Raw genomic sequence first — 15,186 nt, 5'->3', positions numbered from 1 at the left:
TCACGCCTCAACCTTCTTCGAATCGGCCGTCGCTCCGGCGGTTTCGTTCTTTCCCGAACCGGCGGCATACGGCGCGAACAGGTCCGGGGTCGGATAGAACGCGACGCGCAGCGCGGCGATGATGCCGATGACGAGGCAGGCGGCCAATCCGCCCCACACGATCGGCCAGATCGAAGCGGAGACGGCCGCGGTCTCATAGCCGATTAGCGCGGCACCAAGCGGCTTGGCGGTCAACGCGCCGACCAGCAGGCCGATCGCTGCGGCGGGCAGCGTGCAGATCAACGTTTCCAACAGGAACTGGCCGCCGAGACGTCCCTTGGTCACACCGCAGACCAGCGCGGTGGCGATTTCGTTGACGCGGTCGCGGATCGCATGGCACAGCGTCAACGCGATCGCCGCGATGCCGCCGACCACCAGCATCGCAATCATCGCGATGCGCGTAGCGGAAGCCGCCTGTCCAAGCGGCGCGATCGACTCCTTGTAGGCCGTCAGCGACGGGGATGTGATCTCATATTTCGAATCGAGTTTTGAACTCTTCACCGTCGAGACGAAGGTGTCGTAACTGGATGGGCTCGGCAGCGAGAAGACGATGTTCAGATCGGGCTTGGCCCAGCCCGTCGCCGCGGAATCGTCGAGTGAATTGGTGGCGAACGTGTAATACGTCGTGTATATCACGTTATCGCGGTTGTCCTTGGTGTACGCGGCGTCGTCGCCGTATCCCGCCGGCGCGTCGCCTACGTATTCGTAGACGCCGCGAACGGTCATGTCATAGGTTTTCGAAGTGTCTGTCGGGTGGCCGACCGTGATCTTGTCGCCGACCTTCAAACCGTTCGCGTCGGCCAATTCCCGTGAAATGAGCACGCCGTTGTCGGTGCCGCCCGAATACTTCAGATGCTTGCCGTCGACCACCTTGTAATCGCCGTACGGATTGTTGTTCTGCGCGGCATCCAGCGTGTAGAAGCTCTGCAACGTCAGTTCGCCGCCGGTCTTGTCGGCGTCCTCGTCGCCGGACGCACCGATCGCGGTGACGGAATCGCTTTGACGCACCGGAATGGATTCGGCCAGCGTGTATTCGAACGTCACTCCCGCGTTCTGCACGGCGGCCGCATAGGTGCTGTATTCATCCCAGGTCAGGTAATTGTCGGTGTAGCCGTCGTCGGCGCCGTCGCGCTTGGCCTGCGTCGCGGCCGTGGGGCGGATCTGCGCGGTCGCGCTCTGCGACTGGTAGTCGTCGTTGTTGGCGACGTCGTTCCTGTGGATGACGGCCAGTCCTACGGTCGAGCCAAATGAGACGAACAGGGCGATGAGGGCCGTGAAAACGCCGTACCATTTGTGGCGTTTCAACGCAGCCCACGCGTTCTTGAGAACGAACATGCTACTTCTCCAGTTCCCTTCTTGTTCACCGGCGTCACGGCCGGCGGAGTGCAGTGGCCGGGACGCGACACAGCAAGGCGCCCACAGCAGGCAGCCGCGTCCCGTAAACACCATCATTATCGCTTTATGTGTATGTTTTCTTGCGCATTACTGTTATACCCCTGCGTGAAATCTGAATGTAGCCTGAAAACGATGGGTGGATGTCGGGGCGAAGGATTCGCCGATCGATGTTCGGCGAACGGCGTTCGCGAGGCGTGCGCCGAAAGCCTTTGCCAAAGATATTCACAGAAATTCGATGACTGTTGATAAGTCGTCGCTCATCCACAAATCCACAGATTTTCCGAAACGGATGGCCCCGCCTTGCGCCGTCGTGCCACAGTTGCGAATACGCGATATCGGATTTCGCAGAAAGGACACAAGATGGGCACGTCATTTGCAATGGACAATATCGGATTCCTGCAGGCCATCAACCAGCTTGAACGCCGCTTCGATGAAGTGGTCTCGCCTGATTCCGCCGCGGCGGCGACGGATGCGGTCGATGACGACTTTGGCGGCGACGCCGGCGGCGGATCCGGCGACGTCCGCTCCGACGGCACGCGCGATCCGCTCGACCCTCGCCTCTACGGGCTCGCCCGCGACATCTTCGGCAATACCGCGTGGGCGCTCACCATCGACCTCGCCAGCATCTCCTACGACACCCAGCTCATCGGCGTCTGCCGCGACTTTCTGCATGGCTGCGCGGCCGTCGTGCGCAAATACGGCATCAGCGTATGGCTGTACGACCTGATCAACGACTCCGCGATCGCCGCGTTCACGGGCGAGCCCAGCGTCCGCATGCCGATCTGCATCCGCATGCGGCATCATGTCGATATGATGCGCCGTTTCCATATGCATGGCATCCAACGCTACGGCACGCACGAGCAGCTTGAGGCGGATATCTGGGAGCACGCGCGGCAGATGCACCGTCTTGGCGCATACAGTCTGCTGCGGTGGGGCGCGGGGGAGCCGCGAAGCGCGCCGATCGCGCTCGCATTGCTGACTGATTCCGGCATGGGCATGTGCATGCTGCGCGAGGATTCCACGGTGCTTGACGTGGGCGCCGCGCCGGATATGCGATACCGCCGCATCGTCGACTATCTGAAGGACCTGCGCGCACAGGCGGATCTGGATTATGCGCGCTCCGTCGGAAGCGCGGGCGTCGTTCAGACGCTGCCTGACCGCATTCCGGGATTCGCCGGCATCGACGCGCGGTATGTCGCCGATGCCGCCCGTCTGATACGCGCCTACCGTGATCTGTGGAACGTGCATGTCGAACGTGCGGATGATGTGCTTGCCGATATCGAACGCGACCGCGCGTTGCCGCGCGTGCCGCTGTGGGTGAACGTCGTCCACTTGCGCGACCTGGCGTATTCGCTGATGGGCACGTCGCTGTCGGCGGATCTGGTGCAAGGATTCGAAGACCATGACGCTGCACGCTTCGAAGAGGGCGTGCGCAGATTGGAACGTATGGCCGATGCGGTACGCGAGCATGGCCTGGTGATGCTGCCCGGATTGCTGCTGGAGGAGCAGGAGCCGCCGGACACGCCGCAGTCCGGCGGCTTCCGTTTGGACGAGTGGGGGAACGCCCAACGCGCCTACGGCAGAATGGGCGAAGACATGGCCGCGGTGATGCTGTATCGTATGCCGGACGAAGATCTGGCGCGTCGGTGCGCGCTTCCTTTGGTGACCTGCGATACCGGCCGCTACGCGAATGCGATCGAGCCGTTGCTGTCCGGCGACTGCGCGCGCCGGCAGGACGAATTGGAGCGTTGCGCGGTCGGTCTGTAGGACGGTGCGGGCGGGGCTGCGCGCATGTTGAATGTTTCGCTACGATGGGCAATGTGAAATTCCAGAATCTTGCGAAACGATATTCCCTGCCGGTCTGTTCCATCATCGGCGTCGTCGCCGCATTCGGCATCGTGCTGGCATGGTTTCCGCACAGCGCCGACATGTGGCGGTATCCGCTGCATCAGATCGATGCGCCGGCGCATTACTATTTCATTCGCAAGATCCTGGAGGAAGGCGTCGGCGCGGCGACCCGCCTGTGGCCGAACGACGCCTACTATCCGCCCATGTTCCACCTGATGGCGGCGGGGCTGATCAAACTATGCGAAGCGTTCGGCGTGACGGTGAACGTGTACGCCGCGCTCAACATCGTCTGGCTGGCCACATCCGGAATCGTATGGCCGGCCGGCATGCAGCTGTTCGCAAGCTATTTCACGCGTCGCGTCGACGGGAACGTCGGCGCCGATGCGGCCGCGGGCGGCGGCGCTGCGGGATCCTCCGCCGTACGGTGGCGCCCGTTCTCATGCGCCATGGCCGTCATCGTGCCGGTGCTGGCGGTGTCGTCGGCCTGCCATCCGTACCGCATGCTTGCGGCCGGCCCGCTGATCGCCTACGGATTGGCGACGTCGTTGCTGCCGTTCTGGCTGTATGTGACCTTGCGTCTTTTCGACGCGATCGGCGAACGGCATGATGTCGTGCGCTGGCTGATCGCCACGATAGCGGTCGGCGGCATCTGCCTGTTCGCGCATCCGCGCATCGCCTTCACCTGGCTGCTGCTGATGGTGCCGTTCGTGCTGCTGCGCCTGCCCTGGAAACTGATCCTCGGCATGATCATCGGCGTCGTGGTCTGCGCGGTCGCGTTCTTCTTCTTCATGGTCGCCACATACAAATCAGACCGATACCTCGATCCCGGCAGCTGGTTCCACACATATGTGCCGAATCGCACGGTGCCCGACGCCCTGCGCGTGTTCTTCACGACATTCATCGACGGGCCCGCCGGCATCTTCATGGCCGTCGTCGTGGTCGCATCGATCATCATCGGCACCGTCATGGCGATACGGCCGACCATATTCGCCGCCCAATCTGCAGACGATGCCTCCATCACGCCTCGCATGCTGCGCAAGGACGCGGTCTCCCTGCTGCTGGCCTGCTTTTTGGTCGGTCTGGTATACGTGTGTTCCACGTCGTTGACCGGATGGTTCCCCAATATCGTGGCCGCAGCCTGGTATCGCTCCGAACCCCGCCCATTGACGATGATCCCATTCGGCACGCTGCCGCTGATCGTATTCGCGGCCTGTGCGTTGGCGATGCTGCGCGGCGGCAGCGGTGACGCCGGCTCCGCCATCGCCGTGCGTAAAGGCATGGTGATCGTTGTGTTGGCCGCGCTCGCGGTAAGCTGTCAAATCGTCAATCCGACGCGTGACGAGCTAAGCGCAGGCATTCTCAATAACGTCACTTTGACCGACGAGCAGCCTGAAGAGCAGCTGACGACGACGAAATACGAGATCCTGAGCGATGTGGCGCAGCAGGTAGGCTCCGAAGCGACGGTCATCTCCGACCCGTTGAACGGATCCATGTACGGCATGACGATGTTCGGCACGAATATGCTGTATCCGATCTACAATCCGATGGCCGAAAAGAACGGCGCGATCTTCGGTGAAGTCGAGCGCGCTTTCGATTCGGGGGATTCGAACACGCTGCTGACCACGGTCTGCCCGATCAATCCGGAAGCGCCGACGTATTTCCTGAGCATGGGCCCGCAGGCGCCCAGCCTGCAATTGTTCACGTTCAAGGCCCAGTATGATCCGTTCCACAAAACCGAACTGATCGACCAGTACGCCGCCGACGGCACCATGACCAAAATCCGCGACTACGGCTCCGTCGGCGACTACGCCTCCGGCTGGGCCCTCTACCGATTCGACTGCGGCAGCATAACCCAGTGAGCGCGGCGGTCGATGGCATGCCTCATTCGACGAGGTGGTACACGGTGTCGTCGGTCGGCGCATTCGACGTGCCTTCTTCGGACTTCGCGTCCGTTTCCGTATCGTTAACGGCGGCTCGTCTGGAATTCGGCGCATCCCAAGGAATGGGCTCATGCACCGGATAGTAGGCGTTTTCGGCGGTTGGGGCGGTGTCGAAGGGAATCGGCTTGGAACCCGGCGACGGCACATACGGCCGGAAGCGGCGAAAGCGCAGAAGGCGGCAGGTCTTTTCCCGTGTCGTGGCATCAAGGGTGCCGCGGGCCGGTCGCTTTGGTCATGCGCCTGAGACCGCTGAATTTTGCACTGAATTTGCACTGAATTTTGCCAGCTAAAAAATTCAGTGCAAATTCAGCGTATTTCAGTGCAAGGCAATCGGCCTCAGTTTATGGAAACGCTGTGGAATCCCTTATTTCGCACGGGCATAGCAGGTGCGCTTTCCATGTCCGACGGTTTGCAATTTTCCGCCTTTAACAAGTTTGGACAACTGATAGTATGCTTGATTGGCGTCGATATGCAGCAGTTCCATAACATCGGCTTTTGTAATGCAATTCTGTTCTGTCGCCAACTTCATGATGAGTTCAGGCCATCGAATGCGATCGATATCTGTCTGACGTACATATTCGATGGTTTTGCCACTACGCTTATATACTTTGGGGCCCAAAGTATATGTTCTGCGAACGCCGGTGCCCGAAGCCTCGATCAAGCCGGATTCCGTAAGCTGGCCAAGCATGGCGCGAAGACGCTGCTCGTTCATATCAAGAGAAGTATGCAAGGATGCGAATGTGCAACGCCGCTCGTTCTTAAGCATATTCAGGATCAGCAATCCGTTGATTGGCATTGCTTTGCCGGTGCGTTCCTGCTCTTCGGCGAGCATTTGTATGAACGCAGGGTCGGGCGCGCTCCGCTGCAAATACACGGACACGTTGCGCTCTTTCGAAGCTTCATAATCAGGAAGCGGACGTCCATAGTGCAAGGATCCTTCATAAATGCGATCAATGCCACGCCCGGTACGTTCGGCCAATCCGCTTCGTTTCAGCGCGTCCATCAGGCAGGGATTACGTCCATGAGGCTCTGCCGTGAGTAGATTGTGAATGTTGATGCCTTCCACAAAGCCTCCGGGATTGGCGATGGTCAGACCGTCATCATCCAATTGCACGCGCACGCGCCCGAGCAGCGTGTAGTCACGGTGTCCAAAAGCATTGACCAGCGCTTCTCGGAATGCCCTGTGGTCGAAGTCCGGCACCATTGTCGAAAACAGTCCGACGGTCACTTCAACATTCTGATTCCATGGCGTGAACATATCATAGATCTGTTCGATGGCTTTCAGCAGTGGACTGCAATAATCCTGGTTGACCTTGATATCTGTGCCGGAAAGCACCTGAAAAGACACGCGATGCGTCGGCACAAGGCGTTTCAGCGACGATTCTTTACCCAATAGAAGCAGGCCCGTCAAAGTTGGCATGGTCTTACCGTCGACGGTTGTCGTCAATTGCAGGGATTGCTCGAGCTCCTCATCGGTCAGTTCCAGCAGATTGCGGTCGCTTGATTGATAGGTGTCGATGATGCGACGTAGTCGCGCGCGTTCAAGTGGATCGAAATCATCGCGCGTCGCGTCCGGAATTGGCTGGGCTGAAAAATCTAGTCGTCCTAAGTCGGACAGTCGTGTGGCGATTTCGTACGGATACATCGGCACGCTTTCCGGGGTGCCGTCCACTTTCATGCGCCGTCGTAATACTTTACCGGATTTTGTTGAGGTGACGCTGCGTGATTTTGGCACGTCGATTTGCATTATAGGCGTTTCGGGAGTTCCGACGATTTGCGCGCGTACGGAGATTGGCGGAACCGTGCGATTGGCGATCATTGCGGACAGTCCGATTGTGTCCTGATGTTTTTTGTGCAGGCCGGTTGGTGTGCCATCATCTTCGACGCCTAGATAGACGGTGCCGCCTTCCGAGTTTGTCAGCGCCACGATGGCGTCGAGCAGATCGTCGTCCGGCAGGCATTTCAGATCGCTTTTAAATTCCTGCGACAGTGTTTCTTTGCCGTATTCGTGCGTCATTGCAGGCTCCAATTCCTCTGTAAGTTTACTGATGCACTGAATTTTACACTGAATTTGCACTGAATTTTTTAGCCGACAAAATTCAGTGCAAATTCAGCGTATTTCAGTGCAATGGCCGCCGTTTCTGATTCCCATGCTGCCGCTGGTTACGATGAAAACCGCCAGCAATGTCCAAAAGTGCCGTTTTTAACGGGACCACTGCGCAAAAGCGGACGTTTCAGGCATCTTAAACGTCCGCTTTTGCGCAGTGCCTTCGTGCAGGATGGCGGTTTTGGACGTTCGCAAGAGACGCAAACACAAGGAAGCCTGAAATCCGCTGTGGCCTACATCCCCCTATATGTCAGCACTTTGTTGCCTGCGTCGGAATTCCGCCGTTTCGGAAAGCAAAAAGGGTTTCCGGAAATCTCCGAAAACCCTGCTGGCGGAGGATACGAGATTCGAACTCGTGAGGCTGTTACACCAACACGCTTTCCAAGCGTGCGCCATAGACCACTAGGCGAATCCTCCATTTGTTTTCCGCATGGAATCTTGCGACACCCGCAGACAACTCGTTTAAGATACCTCAGATACGGGAAAAAATGAAATTCCGCGTGTCGCACGCATATTCGTAGCTGAGTTTCGCGGCATATCGACGGCATGTTCACGGGCATAGTGCATGGCACGACGATGTTGTTGATAATTGGTAAGGGATGCCGGATTGCGGCATTACGCCGCCATTGCTCCGCCATATACTGATACGTTGACGGTACGCCGAATAGAAGGCTGATTTTGCCGGAATGCGGTTGGCGCAGGGCTTGCGCACAGCCAATATCTGGGCAGGTATGCAAATACGGGAAACGGAGAGGACACTATGCGACATCGCAATGTTTCGACCATGGTCACGGCGATTGCCGTATCCGCTATAGTGCTGGGATTGTCTGCGGCGCCCTCTTATGCGTTGCGTGACACGATAGTGGATGCCGGCAACGCCTCTGCAGGCAATTCCGATGTGACGATGGCGAATTCGTTGGGAAACCAGGAAATCGCAGATGATGCCGCGATGCCGGATAATCCGAATGTCGACCTGCCGGAAACCTTGTCGGAGGATATTCCGGACGATGCCGTATTCGTTTCCTCCGATCTGGTGGCGCTGCCTTCCGGCGAAGTGCAGGATGCCGTCACGGGCGAGGCCGTCACCGATCCGGAATTGGTGGGTACGCAGGAAGCGCCGGCCGATCCTTTGGCGAAGACCGATGGCGAATCGTTCATCCCGGTATCTGCAGACGAAGTGAAATCATCGATGATCGACGTGTACGGCGAGGACGCCGTCACAGGCAATGCGGACAATGATGCGGAAGACGCCGCAGAAGAGGACGTGTCAAATAATGAGGCGGCCAATGATGATGCCGTTGTAGAGCCGGCATCGTTTGGCGGCAATCAATACGGCGCATATTGGGGCACCTACAATGGCACGAAGGCTTTCTTCGAAAGCGGCGGAACACTGTTCGCGCAGCAGGCGAAAGGCGTGATCGACGTTTCCGTATGGCAGGGCACGATCGATTGGTCCGCGGCAAAAGCGGACGGTGTGGAAGGCGCGATCATCCGCATCGGGTATGGCGCCGGCAATGCCATCGACGCGCAGGCGAAACGTAACGTGAGCGAATGCAAACGCCTCGGCATCCCGTTCGGCGTGTACCTGTATTCCTACGCCGATACCGCAGCGTTGGGAGCGGAAGAAGGCTCGGATACCGTGCGGTTGTTGAAGGAAGCCGGCGTCAATCCGGGAGATTTGAGCTATCCGGTGTATTACGACCTCGAAAAGTGGACGTGGACCGGGCATACGCCGCCGACCAGCCCAAACGTGTACGACGGCATCGTGAACGCCTGGTGGGCGAAGCTTACGGCAGCCGGATACAACAATCTGGCGGTGTATTCATACACCAGCTACCTGAACGGCCCTCTGAACAGCAGCAACATCCACTCCAAAACACAGTGGGTGGCCAGCTACGGCGCCCGCACCGGATTCAACTATTCCACCAACTATCGCGGCTGGCAGTACACATCCGCCGGCAGCGTGAAGGGTATTTCCGGCAGCGTGGACATGAATGCGTTCGGGTATAGGACGGCGGTGAATAATGGCGGTGGCAATGGCGGCGGTTCCGCACAGGGGCTCGACGTTACCGTCTTGCCGAAAGTGTCCATTCCCAACGGCAAGTATTACATCAACGCGTATGCGAAGGATTCCTCCAGCGTTGACATTTCCGGCGGCAGCACGGCAAACGGCGCTCGCACGCAACTGTATTCGTACAACAATTCCGGTGCGCAGCAGTTTGCATTCACCAAGCAGACGGACGGCAGTTATGTGATTACGAATGTGAAATCCGGGAAAGCCTTGGATGTGCTATCGGCGACGCCAGGGAACAATGCGATTGTGCAGCAGTATGACGTCAACGGCACGTTGGCGCAACGCTGGTTTTTGAGGGATGCGGGAGCTGGCTACTATATCCAATCCGCGCTGGGAAATTGGGTTTTGGATATCAATGGTGGAGTCACTGCTGATAAAACCAGCATTGCTTTGTATACGCCTAACGGGTCTGGAGCACAGAAGTTTCTGATATCGTCGGCGGACGTTTCCATTCCGACCTCAACCACTGTGAAAATCGCATCAGGGTTGAATTCGAGTCTCGTAATGGATATCACGGGAGCTTCTGCGGCCAATGGTGCGGCGGCCCAACTGTATTCGTGGAATGCCACGAAGGCACAGCTGTATCGCTTTAGGACAGTGGGCAATGGCGTATTTCAGATTGCCAGCGAGTCTTCCGGCAAGATGGTTGAAGTGGCAGGCGGATCGTTGAATAACAGCGCATCCATCCAGCAGTACTCCTCTAACGGTACTCAGGCGCAGCGGTGGCTTGTCCGTTCCGTGAACGGACGAGTTGCTTTGCTGAATAGTAAATCGAATAAGGCGATTGATGTTCCGGGAGCGGATGCTCGTTCCGGCGTTGCATTGAAAACATATTCCAGCAATGGTACTGCGGCGCAGCAGTGGGTGATTTCCGAAGCGAAGACGATGCGTGATACGTTGAATGATTTGGCTGCGGCGCACAAGAATGACTTGAAGGATGGAACTTATTCGATTGGCAGTGCGCTGAAGGCTTCCATGAAGCTGGATATATCTGGAGCTTCCACTTCCAACGGAGGTAACGCGCAGCTTTATCAGTCGAATAATACCGATGCGCAGGTGTGGAACGTATCTCATGATGCGAAGGGATACGTGATTCTTTCCAATGCTAACTCGGGCAAAGTGTTGGATGTGAGCGGTGCATCCACTTCGTCGGGAGCTAATGTGCAACAGTATTCTTCCAACGGCAGCTGGGCTCAGCGTTGGATCGCCGTAAAAAATTCCGATAATACTTATACGTTCTATTCGGCTTTGGTGGAGAATTTGGTGTTGGACGTCAGCGCAGGCGTCGCCAAGAACGGTTCCAATGTGCAAATTTATTCGTCTAATTCCACTAAGGCGCAACGTTGGCAGGTGAAAACGACGACCACTAGGCGCCAACGGCTGAATGCTCTCGCCAAAGAGCATAAAAGCGATGTGAAAGACGGCGTGTATGTGATTGCATCTTCCGGCAATCAGAATATGGTCCTTGATGTTTCTGCCGGCTCTGTTGCAAGTGGAGCGAATGTGCAGCTGTATGCTTCTAATGGGACGAATGCGCAACGTTGGCGAATCACACATGATTCACAGGGGTATGTGACCATGACGAATGTCGGGTCCGGAAAGCGTCTGGACGTTAACGGCGGGTCCGCTGCGAACGGTACGAACATACAGCAATACGCGGCGAACGGAACTTGGGCGCAGAAATGGATTGCGATTCAAAATGCGGACGGCAAAGTGACGTTGCAATCCGCGCTGTCTGAGGATTCGGTGTTGGATGTGGCCGGCGGCGTTTGGCGTAATGGAACGAATGTGCAGCTGTACGGTTCGAACGGGACTGCAGCGCAACATTGGACTATGCGATGAGTAGATGAATGATTTGAGGGTGCGGTTCTGAACTGAACCGCACCCTCAAATCATTTTCAGGCTTCTTCTGGTTACTTGCGATTTGTATGCCTATATATATATGCGAATTTATTAGTGTCGACGATGAATGTTTTGCGGTTGTTCTTTGCGATGACATCTAGTAGTATTCCGGCAACGATGAGCAGCAATCCGGCGACGATGAGCATTACGGATCCGATGAGTGTCGGGAAATGTGTTACAACTCCCGTATGCCAGAATTCAAACATTACAGATAGTGTCAGAATAAGTCCGATAAGGCCTACAATTAGACCGGAAATACCGAAGAACGGCAGCGGTTTATATTCGCGAATCATGCGGAAAATCGTGGACATGACTTTGATGCCGTCGCCAACGGTGTCGAGTTTGCTAACGGAACCTTCGGGGCGATCACGGTACTGAATAGGAAGCTCGTACAGTCGCAGATTGTTGTTCAGGCTGTGGATTGTCATTTCTGTCTCTACCTCGAAGCCACGAGAAAGAACAGGATAGGTCTTGACGAAGGCAAAAGAGAATGCGCGGTATCCAGTCATGATATCAGTGACATGCGCTCCGAAAAGGCCGTTGATGGAACCTCGTACCAGACGATTGCCGAAGTTATGGAATGGTCTTTTGTTTTCCTGGAAATATGTGGAGCTGAGACGATCGCCGATGACCATGTCATAACCTTCAAGAATCTTTTTCACCATTTCCGGAGCGGCGTCGGCTGGGTAAGTATCGTCTCCGTCGGCCATGATGTACACGTCGGCGTCAATATCTTCAAACATGGCACGGATGACGTTGCCTTTGCCCTGCCTCGGCTCTTTGCGGACTACTGCACCTTCGGCGGCAGCGATTTCAGCGGTTCGATCCGTGGAATTGTTGTCATACACATATACGACGGCGCTGGGGAGTGCGACGCGGAAGTCGCGTACTACCTTTCCGATGGTTACTTCTTCGTTGTAGCAGGGAAGCAGCACTGCAATTGTGGGCTCGGAAATCTCAATTGACATACGCATCACTATAGCGGATTCGTTTCGCATGTGTGGAAACACTTAATTTTTAACAGGCAAGATGGCTTTTGACATCCAACGTGATGACTTAAAGAACGATGAATGCCGCATGTGTGGTTGCGACATATACGGCATTAATTTGTCTTATGCTGGACCTGTGTTAAAATTTAACAGGGTTAATTCGTTATTGTCTTAGTGGTTTCCTGTTGCAAGATAACGTATATTACTTAGGATTCTTGTACGCTGTGATTTTTCTATGCTTGCATCATTAGTCCTCTTTGGCGAATATGTTGTGATGTTGATACTGCGACATGGTAAGTCTAGTGATAAAGTGGCGATGGTTGCTTTATTACCATGACAGGTGGTTTTGGCATGGTCTCGATTTATACGAGCCAGGTACAAAATTGGTATTTTTAGAATAATAAATTGTTTGAAAAGTTGGAAGTCGGTGATTAGTAGCTTGATTAAAGCAAAAAATTATTTGGAGGGTGGGCTTCTCCGAAATTTGGTGATGCCGGCGGCTGTAGGTATTGCTTTCGTACTGTTTTTTGAATTGTTTGTTTTTAATTTGCCTTTTTGGAGCACAAGAGATTCGCAATCGGAATCTGTGTCCGCATATTCATTAGGCGCAGGAATGGTGCGCGACGATTCGGGAACTCTTGTTATAGAAAATAGTCAAGAGGAAACATATGTTGAGATAAATGTCAAGCAAAAGATTGAGTATTTGTATCTTGATACGGGAGATGCGCTTGAGGATAAAGACATACAATACAAGGTTTATACCCAACAAGTAGGTAATACAGGATGGTATGGTGGAGACTCTCAGCGTACTTTGCCATTAGCTGTTTCCGGTGGTCGATATGTTCATATCAATGGAAATGCTGACGGGGTAAGACTGGATTTCAGTGGGGACACTGGAACAGTAATTCCGATAAAGCGGATTATTGTAAATCCAAGAATTCCTTTTAGAGTGGATGCGATACGGGTTGCAATCATGCTGTTGAGCGTGCTGCTGGTTGTGATGTTCCGGCCAAAATCTCCTTTCTATAGAGTGCAATTGTCTTCGTCAAATAGAATTTTCAGTGCGCAAGGTGGGCTTTTCATCGGGTGCGTTGCAGTACAAGCGTTGGTTGTACTAGGAGTTTGGTGCGCGTCTGGTGGATCTTGGTCTATGGATGCATGGCCGAAGCAAGCTTTCGCATTTACGAAAGACTATGACCAGTATGCTCGATTGGGTGATGCTTTAATTCATGGCAGACTCTCGTTAGATTTGCCCGTTGCTGACTCGTTGGCTGCAATGAGTAATCCATATGATTCAGATTTACGGGCTATAGCCAGCAGTGAGAGCAGTACCCCTATTTACTGGGATCATGCGTTCTTTGAGGGTAAGTATTATACTTATTTCGGTGTGGTTCCGGCTATTTTATTTTTTGTACCGTACCAAATTTTGACAGGCAGCTGGCTTTCGTCTACGGTGGTGGTGCTTGTCATGGGGGTTCTTTCCTCAATGCTGTCTCTCGTTCTATGCCTTGAGATTGCACGCGTTTATTTCAAGCGCAGAGTGAGTGTCGGATCCGTTATGCTTGCTGCTGCCATTTTCAATATGTGCTCTAGTATTTACTATCAGGTTTTCACTCCTGATTTTTATGCGGTTCCTGGTGCCGCATCTCTGGTTTTTACGCAGATGGCATTGCTTTGTTGGTTGCATGCGAAGAACGGGGAGGGGAAATCCGTGTCAAGGGTGTGGCTTGTTATAGGCTCGTTTTTCATGGCGTTGAATTTGGGAACTCGTCCACAGTTTATTTTGGCTGCAGTGTTAGCTCTCCCTCTTTTTTGGGATGAACTGGTTAAATATAGGCTGTTTTTCTCTGTTAAAGGTCTATCCAATACTGCGGCGGCATTGTTACCTTTTGCTGTGGTCTTTGCTCCGTTGCTTGGCTATAACTATGCGCGTTTTGGCAACCCGTTAGATTTTGGAGCTTCTTATAATTTAACTGGTTTTGATATGAATGTTATGAAAACGCCGGTCAGGAATTTGATTCCGATGTTTTTTGATTACTTGTTACAGCCAGTTTCTTTGACGAGCCAATTTCCTTTTGTACAGCTGGCCTCTACTCCGTTGCCTTTATGGTCTCCTGACGAACCGACTGTCGGTGGTGTGTTGATGATGAGCCCATGCTTATTCCTCTTATTATTTATTTTCCGCTCAGTGTTTAAAGGAAAAAAGGATTTCAATATTACTTTCTTGTCTTATTTTTGTATATTTTTATCCTTAATAATTTTAGCAGTTGATGCTTATTCGTGTGGTATTGCATGGCGATATTATCTCGATTTCTCGTGGCTAATCTGTCTAGTTTCTATTTTTGCTTTATTTGGATTTGATCAGCTTCTTAAGGAAAAGAAGGTCCAATATGATTCTGCGCGTGATGATATTGGGTATGATTCCTTGGTGTTTCAAATGGTTTGGAAATTGGTAATTATCGGATTCTTTGCTGCTTTAGCGGTGCAGTTTTTTTGTTTGCTGATTCCATCTCGCATGACTTCCATGGAGCAGGTTAGTCCTAATCTTTTCTATAGAATTTCTGATTGGTTTTTGGTTTTCGAATAAAGCAATAGGAAGCTTCTGATGGATTATGTGAGTCGTCAGGAGCTTCCGCATGTTTGATTTCTGGGCGGAATATGCAGTATTTCGTATATTTTGATTTTGTTCAACTTTTGTTGTAGTTGTAGTATTGGTGTTGCTTGAATATATTTCCTTAGTAAAGTTTTTCCGAATAATAATGATTAAAAATGTCCATTTTATCTAAGTCGGAGGTGAATGGGTCGCGCCCTGAAATCTTGCGCGCGTTCGGTTGTGCTCCGCCATCGGCGACGATCTCAATTTGTTGACCGCATGATGCCAGCGAGCCGGGG

The 15,186-nt window shown here is 53.9% G+C and carries 8 protein-coding genes and 1 tRNA gene; 4 read left to right on the top strand and 5 right to left on the bottom strand.

Annotated elements, in window-relative coordinates:
- The gene (locus AC1AX7_RS06020) at positions 1-1,374 is read right to left on the bottom strand and encodes an ABC transporter permease (RefSeq protein ID WP_476509189.1); all 1,374 of its coding nucleotides are present in this window, start codon (positions 1,372-1,374) and stop codon (positions 1-3) included.
- Positions 1,375-1,794: 420 nt separating this feature from the next.
- On the opposite strand from AC1AX7_RS06020, the gene AC1AX7_RS06015 reads away from it, so the two are divergent.
- Together AC1AX7_RS06015 and AC1AX7_RS06010 are read left to right on the top strand one after the other, a co-directional pair.
- Entirely contained in the window at positions 1,795-3,201 is a 1,407-nt protein-coding gene (locus AC1AX7_RS06015; RefSeq protein WP_476509188.1) for a hypothetical protein, read from the top strand.
- A 44-nt stretch (positions 3,202-3,245) separates the two neighbouring features.
- A complete protein-coding gene (locus AC1AX7_RS06010) occupies positions 3,246-5,141 on the top strand; it encodes a DUF6541 family protein (RefSeq protein WP_476509187.1) in 1,896 nt (631 codons plus the stop codon).
- 22 nt (positions 5,142-5,163) lie between these two features.
- Here AC1AX7_RS06010 and AC1AX7_RS06005 read toward each other — a convergent pair whose 3' ends face one another.
- From AC1AX7_RS06005 to AC1AX7_RS05995, 3 genes are all read right to left on the bottom strand, one after another.
- A complete protein-coding gene (locus AC1AX7_RS06005) occupies positions 5,164-5,367 on the bottom strand; it encodes a hypothetical protein (RefSeq protein ID WP_476509186.1) in 204 nt (67 codons plus the stop codon).
- A gap of 219 nt (positions 5,368-5,586) precedes the next feature.
- Complete coding sequence (locus AC1AX7_RS06000; protein WP_476509185.1) at positions 5,587-7,239, bottom strand: ATP-binding protein; 1,653 nt, start codon at positions 7,237-7,239, stop codon at positions 5,587-5,589.
- 419 nt (positions 7,240-7,658) lie between these two features.
- A tRNA-Ser gene (locus AC1AX7_RS05995) sits at positions 7,659-7,746 on the bottom strand.
- 343 nt (positions 7,747-8,089) lie between these two features.
- Here AC1AX7_RS05995 and AC1AX7_RS05990 point away from each other — a divergent pair.
- Entirely contained in the window at positions 8,090-11,245 is a 3,156-nt protein-coding gene (locus AC1AX7_RS05990; protein WP_476509184.1) for an RICIN domain-containing protein, read from the top strand.
- 71 nt (positions 11,246-11,316) lie between these two features.
- On the opposite strand, the gene AC1AX7_RS05985 is transcribed toward AC1AX7_RS05990, so the two are convergent.
- Positions 11,317-12,273: a glycosyltransferase family 2 protein gene (locus AC1AX7_RS05985; protein ID WP_476509183.1), complete on the bottom strand. Its 957-nt coding sequence runs from the start codon at positions 12,271-12,273 to the stop codon at positions 11,317-11,319.
- A 448-nt stretch (positions 12,274-12,721) separates the two neighbouring features.
- Here AC1AX7_RS05985 and AC1AX7_RS05980 point away from each other — a divergent pair, with 448 nt between their 5' ends.
- Positions 12,722-14,881, top strand: a complete 2,160-nt coding sequence (locus AC1AX7_RS05980; protein ID WP_476509182.1) for a hypothetical protein — start codon at positions 12,722-12,724, stop codon at positions 14,879-14,881.
- Positions 14,882-15,186: the final 305 nt, after the last annotated feature.

It is taken from the genome of Bifidobacterium sp. LH_449 (genome assembly GCF_056356755.1).
Note: the sequence above shows the minus strand (reverse complement) of the source record. Positions and strands in the feature narration are given on the sequence as shown.

Excerpts from the sequence above, each read along its gene's own strand:
- AC1AX7_RS06020 (WP_476509189.1), bottom strand. The coding sequence starts at position 1,374 with ATGTTCGTTCTCAAGAACGCGTGGGCTGCGTTGAAACGCCACAAATGG.
- AC1AX7_RS06015 (WP_476509188.1), top strand. The coding sequence starts at position 1,795 with ATGGGCACGTCATTTGCAATGGACAATATCGGATTCCTGCAGGCCATC.
- AC1AX7_RS06010 (WP_476509187.1), top strand. The coding sequence starts at position 3,246 with ATGGGCAATGTGAAATTCCAGAATCTTGCGAAACGATATTCCCTGCCG.
- AC1AX7_RS06000 (WP_476509185.1), bottom strand. The coding sequence starts at position 7,239 with ATGACGCACGAATACGGCAAAGAAACACTGTCGCAGGAATTTAAAAGC.
- AC1AX7_RS05990 (WP_476509184.1), top strand. The coding sequence starts at position 8,090 with ATGCGACATCGCAATGTTTCGACCATGGTCACGGCGATTGCCGTATCC.
- AC1AX7_RS05985 (WP_476509183.1), bottom strand. The coding sequence starts at position 12,273 with ATGTCAATTGAGATTTCCGAGCCCACAATTGCAGTGCTGCTTCCCTGC.